Source organism: Roseomonas rosulenta (genome assembly GCF_016106005.1).
Lineage (GTDB): Bacteria > Pseudomonadota > Alphaproteobacteria > Acetobacterales > Acetobacteraceae > Neoroseomonas > Neoroseomonas rosulenta.
Genome location: NZ_JACADR010000271.1, coordinates 1 through 5,971, shown reverse-complemented (window position 1 = coordinate 5,971; position 5,971 = coordinate 1). Strand labels below are relative to the sequence as shown.

Annotated in this window: 5 protein-coding genes; 1 reads left to right on the top strand and 4 read right to left on the bottom strand. The window is 73.1% G+C overall.

Features of this window, described 5'->3' with window-relative positions:
- On the bottom strand, window positions 1-1,020 hold a 1,020-nt coding region (locus HW578_RS21745), incomplete at its 3' end, for a nucleotide sugar dehydrogenase (RefSeq protein ID WP_198372811.1).
- Window positions 1,021-1,183: 163 nt separating this feature from the next.
- Here HW578_RS21745 and upp point away from each other — a divergent pair.
- The gene (gene upp / locus HW578_RS21740) at window positions 1,184-1,816 is read left to right on the top strand and encodes a uracil phosphoribosyltransferase (protein WP_198372810.1); all 633 of its coding nucleotides are present in this window, start codon (window positions 1,184-1,186) and stop codon (window positions 1,814-1,816) included.
- A 142-nt stretch (window positions 1,817-1,958) separates the two neighbouring features.
- Here upp and HW578_RS21735 read toward each other — a convergent pair whose 3' ends face one another.
- From HW578_RS21735 to HW578_RS21725, 3 genes are all read right to left on the bottom strand, one after another.
- On the bottom strand, window positions 1,959-2,435 hold the full coding sequence (locus tag HW578_RS21735) for a TspO/MBR family protein (protein WP_198372809.1): 477 nt from the start codon (window positions 2,433-2,435) through the stop codon (window positions 1,959-1,961).
- A 42-nt stretch (window positions 2,436-2,477) separates the two neighbouring features.
- Window positions 2,478-3,779, bottom strand: a complete 1,302-nt coding sequence (locus HW578_RS21730; protein WP_198372808.1) for an aspartate aminotransferase family protein — start codon at window positions 3,777-3,779, stop codon at window positions 2,478-2,480.
- Between the two features lie 56 nt (window positions 3,780-3,835).
- A partial coding sequence (locus HW578_RS21725) for an AsmA-like C-terminal region-containing protein (protein ID WP_198372807.1) occupies window positions 3,836-5,971 on the bottom strand: 2,136 nt, incomplete at its 5' end.

The window sequence follows — 5,971 nt, the reverse complement described above, 5'->3', positions numbered from 1 at the left end:
CAGCGGCGCCGCGCCGCGCAGGTCGGCCACGTCGGGCTTGTAGGTGACGCCGGCAACCAGGATGCGCCGGCCCTCCAGGCTGCCGCCGAAGGCCTCGGCGATCGCAGCCGCGACGCGACCCGGCCGCGCGGCGTTGCCGGCCAGCGCCAGGTCCAGCAGGCGGGAAGGCGCGCCGGCGCGCCGCGCCTCCATCTGCAGATAGGCCGGATCGATCGGGATGCAGTGGCCGCCCGCCCCCAACCCGGGCCAGAACGGCGCGAAGCCGAAGGGCTTGGTCGCCGCCGCCGCCACCACTTCGCGCGTCGGCACGCCCAGGGCGGCGAAGGCGGCGTGCAGCTGGTCGATCAGCGCGACATTGACCAGGCGGTAGGTGTTCTCGAGCAGCTTGGCGCATTCGGCGACCTCGGGTGTCGTGACCGGGACCACCGTGTCGGTCACGCGGTCCCAGAAGGCGCGGGCGCGCGCCATCGAGGCCGCGTCGGGCGCGCCCAGCAGGCGCGGGATTCGCCGTGGGCCGCCTTGCGCGTCCCCGGGATTCTCCCGTTCGGGCGATACTGCGAGGAACACGTCGCGACCGACCCGCCAACCCTCCTGCTCGAGCGCGGCGCGGCACAGCCCGTTGGTCGCCCCCGGCTGGCAGGTCGAGACCAGGCAGGCGAGCGCGCCGCGCGGCATGCGGCCGCGACAGGTGGCGAAGGCGGCTGCCACCGCCGAGAGGTCGGGCTGCCCGGTCGCGTCGAGGGGCGTGGGCACGCAGACGAGCCAAGTGGCGGCCGGGGGCAGCGCCGTGGCGTCGGCGGTGGTGCGCAGCGTGCCGCCCTTCCGGCCGGCGTCCTGCCAGGTGGCCTGGGTGGCGCGCCCGGCATCCGCGCTGAGGTCGAAGCCGGTGACGGCGAAGCCGGCCGCCGCGGCCTCCAGCGCCAGTGGCCGCCCGACATAGCCGAGGCCGATCACCACCACCTCTCCCGCCGGGGCAATGGCGGGAAGCGACATGTCGGGGCGCAGGCCGGTGTCGGGCATCGCTGAATATAGTCGATAAATGATCCGTGTAATTCAACCTGAAATTGATATCCCGTCGACGCCCTGGCCCCCGCGCCTGGATTGGGCGAAACACGCGCGACGGATCGGGAGTGGCGGGCATGGAGCGGAGGATGGGCGGCACGGCAGCGGGGCGGCGCAGCGCATGACCGGCCAGGTGCATCACGTCACCCACCCGCTGGTGCAGCACAAGCTGACCCTGATGCGGGAGGAATCCTGCGCCTCCGGCGACTTCCGGCGGCTGCTCGGCGAGATCGCCGCGCTGCTCTGCTACGAGGTGACGCGCGACCTGCCGGTCGAGCAGGTGCCGATCGCCACCCCGCTGGAACCCATGATGGCGCCGCGCATCGCCGGGCGGAAGCTGGTGCTCGCACCGGTGCTCCGGGCGGGGCTCGGCATGCTGGAGGGGATGCTGGCGCTGCTGCCCGCGGCGCGGGTGGCGCATATCGGGCTGTACCGCGACCCGGCCACGCTGGCCGCCGTGGAATACTACTTCAAGGCGCCGGCCGACGTGGCGGAGCGCATGGTGCTGCTGCTGGACCCGATGCTGGCGACGGCGCATTCCGCGGTGGCGGCGGTAGACCGCTTCAAGGCGCGCGGCTGCCGCGACATCCGCTTCGTCTGCCTGCTGGCCGCACCCGAGGGCATCGCGCATTTCCACGAGCGGCACCCGGACGTGCCGCTATGGACCGCTGCGATCGACCGGGCGCTGGACGACCACGGGTATATCCGGCCCGGTCTGGGCGATGCGGGGGACAGGATGTGGGGCACGCGGTGATGGTGACCCTCAGGCGCCGGGCGGCGGCCATCCGGCCGCCTTGGCTTCGCGGCATGGACTGCTGCGCCGGCGACGGCTGACGGTCCGGGCGCGGTCGCGCCTTGCGCTTCCGGCCCGGGGCAGGGCCTCGGGCCGCAATCGGTCAGGCGCGCACGGGATTGAGTCGCCAGATCGTCAGGTTCAGGAAAGCCGCGAAGCTCACCCACGCAAGGTAGGGCAGCAATAGTAGCCCGGCCGTCTGGCTGAAGGGCAGGAAGACGATGATGGTGGCCAGGATCGACAGCCACAGCCCGATCACTTCCACGAAGGCCCAATCCGGCCGCCGCATGCCGAAGAACACCGCTGACCAGCCGGCATTGAAGATCAGCTGCACGCCATAGACGGCCATGGCCAGGCCCGCCCCGGCGAACCCCGCCTCGCGCCACACCATCCAGCCGGCCACGGCGTTCATCAGGTAGAGCACCGTCCAGGCCGGCGCGAAGGCCCAGTTGGGCGGGTTCCAGGACGGCTTGGCGAGGCCCTCGTACCAGGCGCCCGGTTTGAAGATGGCGCCGGAGAGCGCGACGACGAAGTTCGCGCCGACGAAACCGAGCAGCGGCAGCCAGGTGGTGATGTCCATGCGGGGGGATATAGCGACCCAGGCCCGGCTTTTCGATGCGTTTCACGCCACCCGGCGCGTCGCCGGCAGGCTCGCCAGCGCCGCGCGGAAGGCGTCGAGCGTCTGCGCCACGTCCGCCGCGGTATGGGCGGTGGAGAGGTAGTACTTCCCCTCCCCCTTCAGGATGCCGCGGCTGCGCAGCACGCCGTTGACGTGCTTCTGCATCGCGGTGTCCTGGCGCTGGATCGCGCGGTAGTCGCGCAGGTCGGCACCGGCATAGACCACGTCGAACATCACGGCATCGCCCACCACCTGCGCCGGGATGCCGGCCTCGTGGATCAACCCGGTCAGCCCGTCCATCAGCGACCGGCCGGTCGCGAAGACGCCCGCATAGGCGCCGGGTTCGCGCAGCACCTGCAGCGTCGCGAGCCCCGCCACCGCCGCCACCGGATTGCCCGACAGCGTGCCGACCTGCATCAGGAAGCCGTCCTCGCCGACCGCCGCACGGTCGAAATGCTTCATCATCTCCGCCCGCCCGGCCACCGCCGCCAGCGGGAAGCCGCCGCCGATGATCTTGCCGAGCGTGCAGATGTCCGGCGTCACGCCGTAGTATTCCTGCGCGCCGCCATAGGCGAAGCGGAAGCCGGTCACGACCTCGTCGAAGATCAGCGGGATCCCGAGCCGCGCGGTCACCTCGCGCAGCGCCTGCAGGAAGCCGGGCCTGGGCGGGATCAGGCGCTGGAAGGGCTCGACGATGACGCCGCCGATCTCGGTCGCATGCGCCTCGATCAGCCGCACCGCCGCCTCGGTGTCGTTGAAGGGGGCGACCAGCACCTCGGCGCGGATGGCGTCCGGGATGCCGGGGCTGTCGGGCACCGCCTCGGGGAAGTTCGCGAGGCGCTTCGGCGCCAGGCTCATCAGCCCCCAGTCGGACATGCCGTGGTAGCCGCCCTCGAACTTCACGATCTTCGGCCGGCCGCTCACCGCACGCGCGAGGCGCATGGCATAGGCATCCGCCTCGGAGCCCGAGGAGACGAAGCGCACCTGCTCGGCGCAGGCCACGGCGTCGACGATCGCCTCGGCCAGGCGGATGCCCGGCTCGCTGTTGGCGAAGAAGGTCGTGCCCTTGGGGAGCTGCGCCAGCACCGCCTCGGTCACCGCGGGGTGGTTGTGGCCGATGAACATCGGCCCGGACCCCAGCAGGAAGTCGATGTAGTCATTGCCCGAGACGTCGCGCACATGCCCGCCCTGGCCCTCGGCGATCACGATGTCGGCGGCGAAGTTGCCGAAGGTGCCGCCGGGCAGCACGCGCCGCGCGGCCTCCATCAGCGCCGTCTCAGCCGCGCCCTTGGTGATGCCCGCCATGGTCCCGCTCCTTGCCTGACGGAGGGAGGCTAGGCCGGCGCGCGGCGCGCGTCACGCTACCGCGGCGGCTCCGGCACCGTGCCCGCCGCATCCTGCCCGATGCCGAAGATCCCGCGCAGGAACCCCGGCGTCAGCGCAGCCAGCGGGTTCACGGTGACACCGGGGTCGGAGAGCGGCCCGCGCATGCGGTATGTCGCCGCGAACAGCCCCCCGCCCTGCTCCGGGCTGAAGATCCGCCCGAGCACCGGGATGCGCCCGAGCAGCGAATTGAACACATAGGCGGGCACGATGGTGCCCTCCATGTCGATGGTCTCGCGCAGCCGGTCGATCCGGCCCTTGGCGGTGACGCCGAGCGAGACCGAGAAGGCGCGCGCATCGTTCAGCACAAGGGCTTCACGCGTCAGCACGAAGGGCGCGGTGAGGGATGCGAAGGACAGCCCGCGCTGGTCCAGCGCCTCGAACACGCCGAACACCGTCATGGCCTGCAGCAGCTTGGCCAGCGCGGGCGCATCGCGCACCGCGAAATCCTCGAGGGTCGCATTGCCCGACAGCGGGGCATTGGGCCGTGCATGGGCATAGGTGGCATCGACCGCGAGCCGCCCGCCCTGCACGGTGCGCAGAACACCGAAGGCGCGCAGAAGCCCGCCGCCATCCTCCGTGTCGATGCGCAGGCGCCGCTGCCCGCCCTGCTGCGCGATGCGCATGTCGAAGGGCCTGCCCCCGGCCACGGCCCCGCGCACATCGGCCGCCAGGATCACGCCGTGCCCATCGACCCGCGCCGTCGCCGCGACCCCGGTCAGCGCGCTGTCCCCGGCCAACAGCATGCGCTCGAAGCGCGCCTCCACCACCGCGCCGGGGCCCGGCGCCTGCTCCGCGCCCGGCACTGGCGGGGGCGGGGCCGCGAGCACCGGTGCCAGGTCGAGCACCGGCCCGCGCATGCCGATGGTCCAGTTGCCACCCCGCCCGGCGGGCGGGACGATCTCGGCGGTGAAGCGGTTGCGCCCGAGATTGCCCTGCTGGATCTCGATGCGCTGCGGGATGCTTTCGCGCGGATTGATGGCGCGTCCGCGCAGCAGCGTGTCGGGGGCTTCGATCCGGATGGCGTCGACCGATGCCAGCGCGCCGTTCTGCATCACGATGGTCGCCTCGCCGCTCGCGCGCACGCCGGGCGCCTTGGCCCAGGCGAGCGGTTCCACCGCGAGGCGCGCGGGTGTCAGGTCGGTGCGCAGCTGCAGCCGTCCCTGGCCGTTGCGCCGAGTCTCGCCGCGGATGTCGATGCCGACCTGCCCCTCGACCAGCGGCCGCGGATCGAGCCCGAGCCCGGCCAGCTGCGCCGCGTCGGCGCGCCCCACCGCACTCTCGCGCGAGACCACCTGGTTCGGCGGACCGGGGCGGAAATCCGCCTCCTGCGTCAGGCGCAGCTGGATGCCAGCCAGCGTCGCGGTGCCGCTCACCCGCAGCCCCTCGGTATCGGCGGCGAAGTCGAAGGCACCGCGCTCGATGTCGCGCCCGAGGATGGCGCGCGGCACCCGTACCTCGGTCCCCCGGCCCGAGGCGCTGACACGCACGGCCTCGGCCGGCACCTCGCCCAGCAGCGGCAGGGCGACCTGAACGCGCCCCTCGCGCAGCGTGCCGCCGAGGGTGGCGATGGGCGGCGGGCGACGGTCGAACAGGTGCAGCCGCGGGTGGCGCAGCAGCGCCCAGACATCCGCCAGCGGCCCGGCCGTGACGAGCGCGATCTCCGCCGTTTCGGGATCGGTGTCGAAGGCGATGCGCACGGAACCCTCGCGCACCACGATCCCGGTGCCGGACTGCTGGCCGGCGGCGACATCGATGGTGATGGCATCCAGGGCGAAGCGCGCCCGCCCGCGCACGCCCTCGGCCGGCGGGATGGGGCGCAGCCAGTGCACGGTCACGTCCTCGGCCTCGGCGCTGCCCTCGAGGCCGGTCACCCGCGCCGCGCCTGTGGCGACATCGCCCTCGAAGCCGATCCGCCAGGCGCCGTCGCGTGCGACGCCGGCGGTCAGGTTCTCGGCCAGCCAGCCACGCGCGCCGCGCGCGAGGCCCTCGGGCCAGTGCTGCGGCAGGTCGCCCAGCGCCACCCGGTCCACCCGCAGCCGCGCCTCGCCCTGCCAGGCATCGCCCGCGAGCCGCGCCTCGCCCTCGGCCTCGATCAGCGGCGGGGTGGCGCC

Coding starts and splice junctions, on each gene's coding strand:
- upp (WP_198372810.1), top strand. CDS start 1,184: ATGACCGGCCAGGTGCATCACGTCACCCACCCGCTGGTGCAGCACAAG.
- HW578_RS21735 (WP_198372809.1), bottom strand. CDS start 2,435: ATGGACATCACCACCTGGCTGCCGCTGCTCGGTTTCGTCGGCGCGAAC.
- HW578_RS21730 (WP_198372808.1), bottom strand. CDS start 3,779: ATGGCGGGCATCACCAAGGGCGCGGCTGAGACGGCGCTGATGGAGGCC.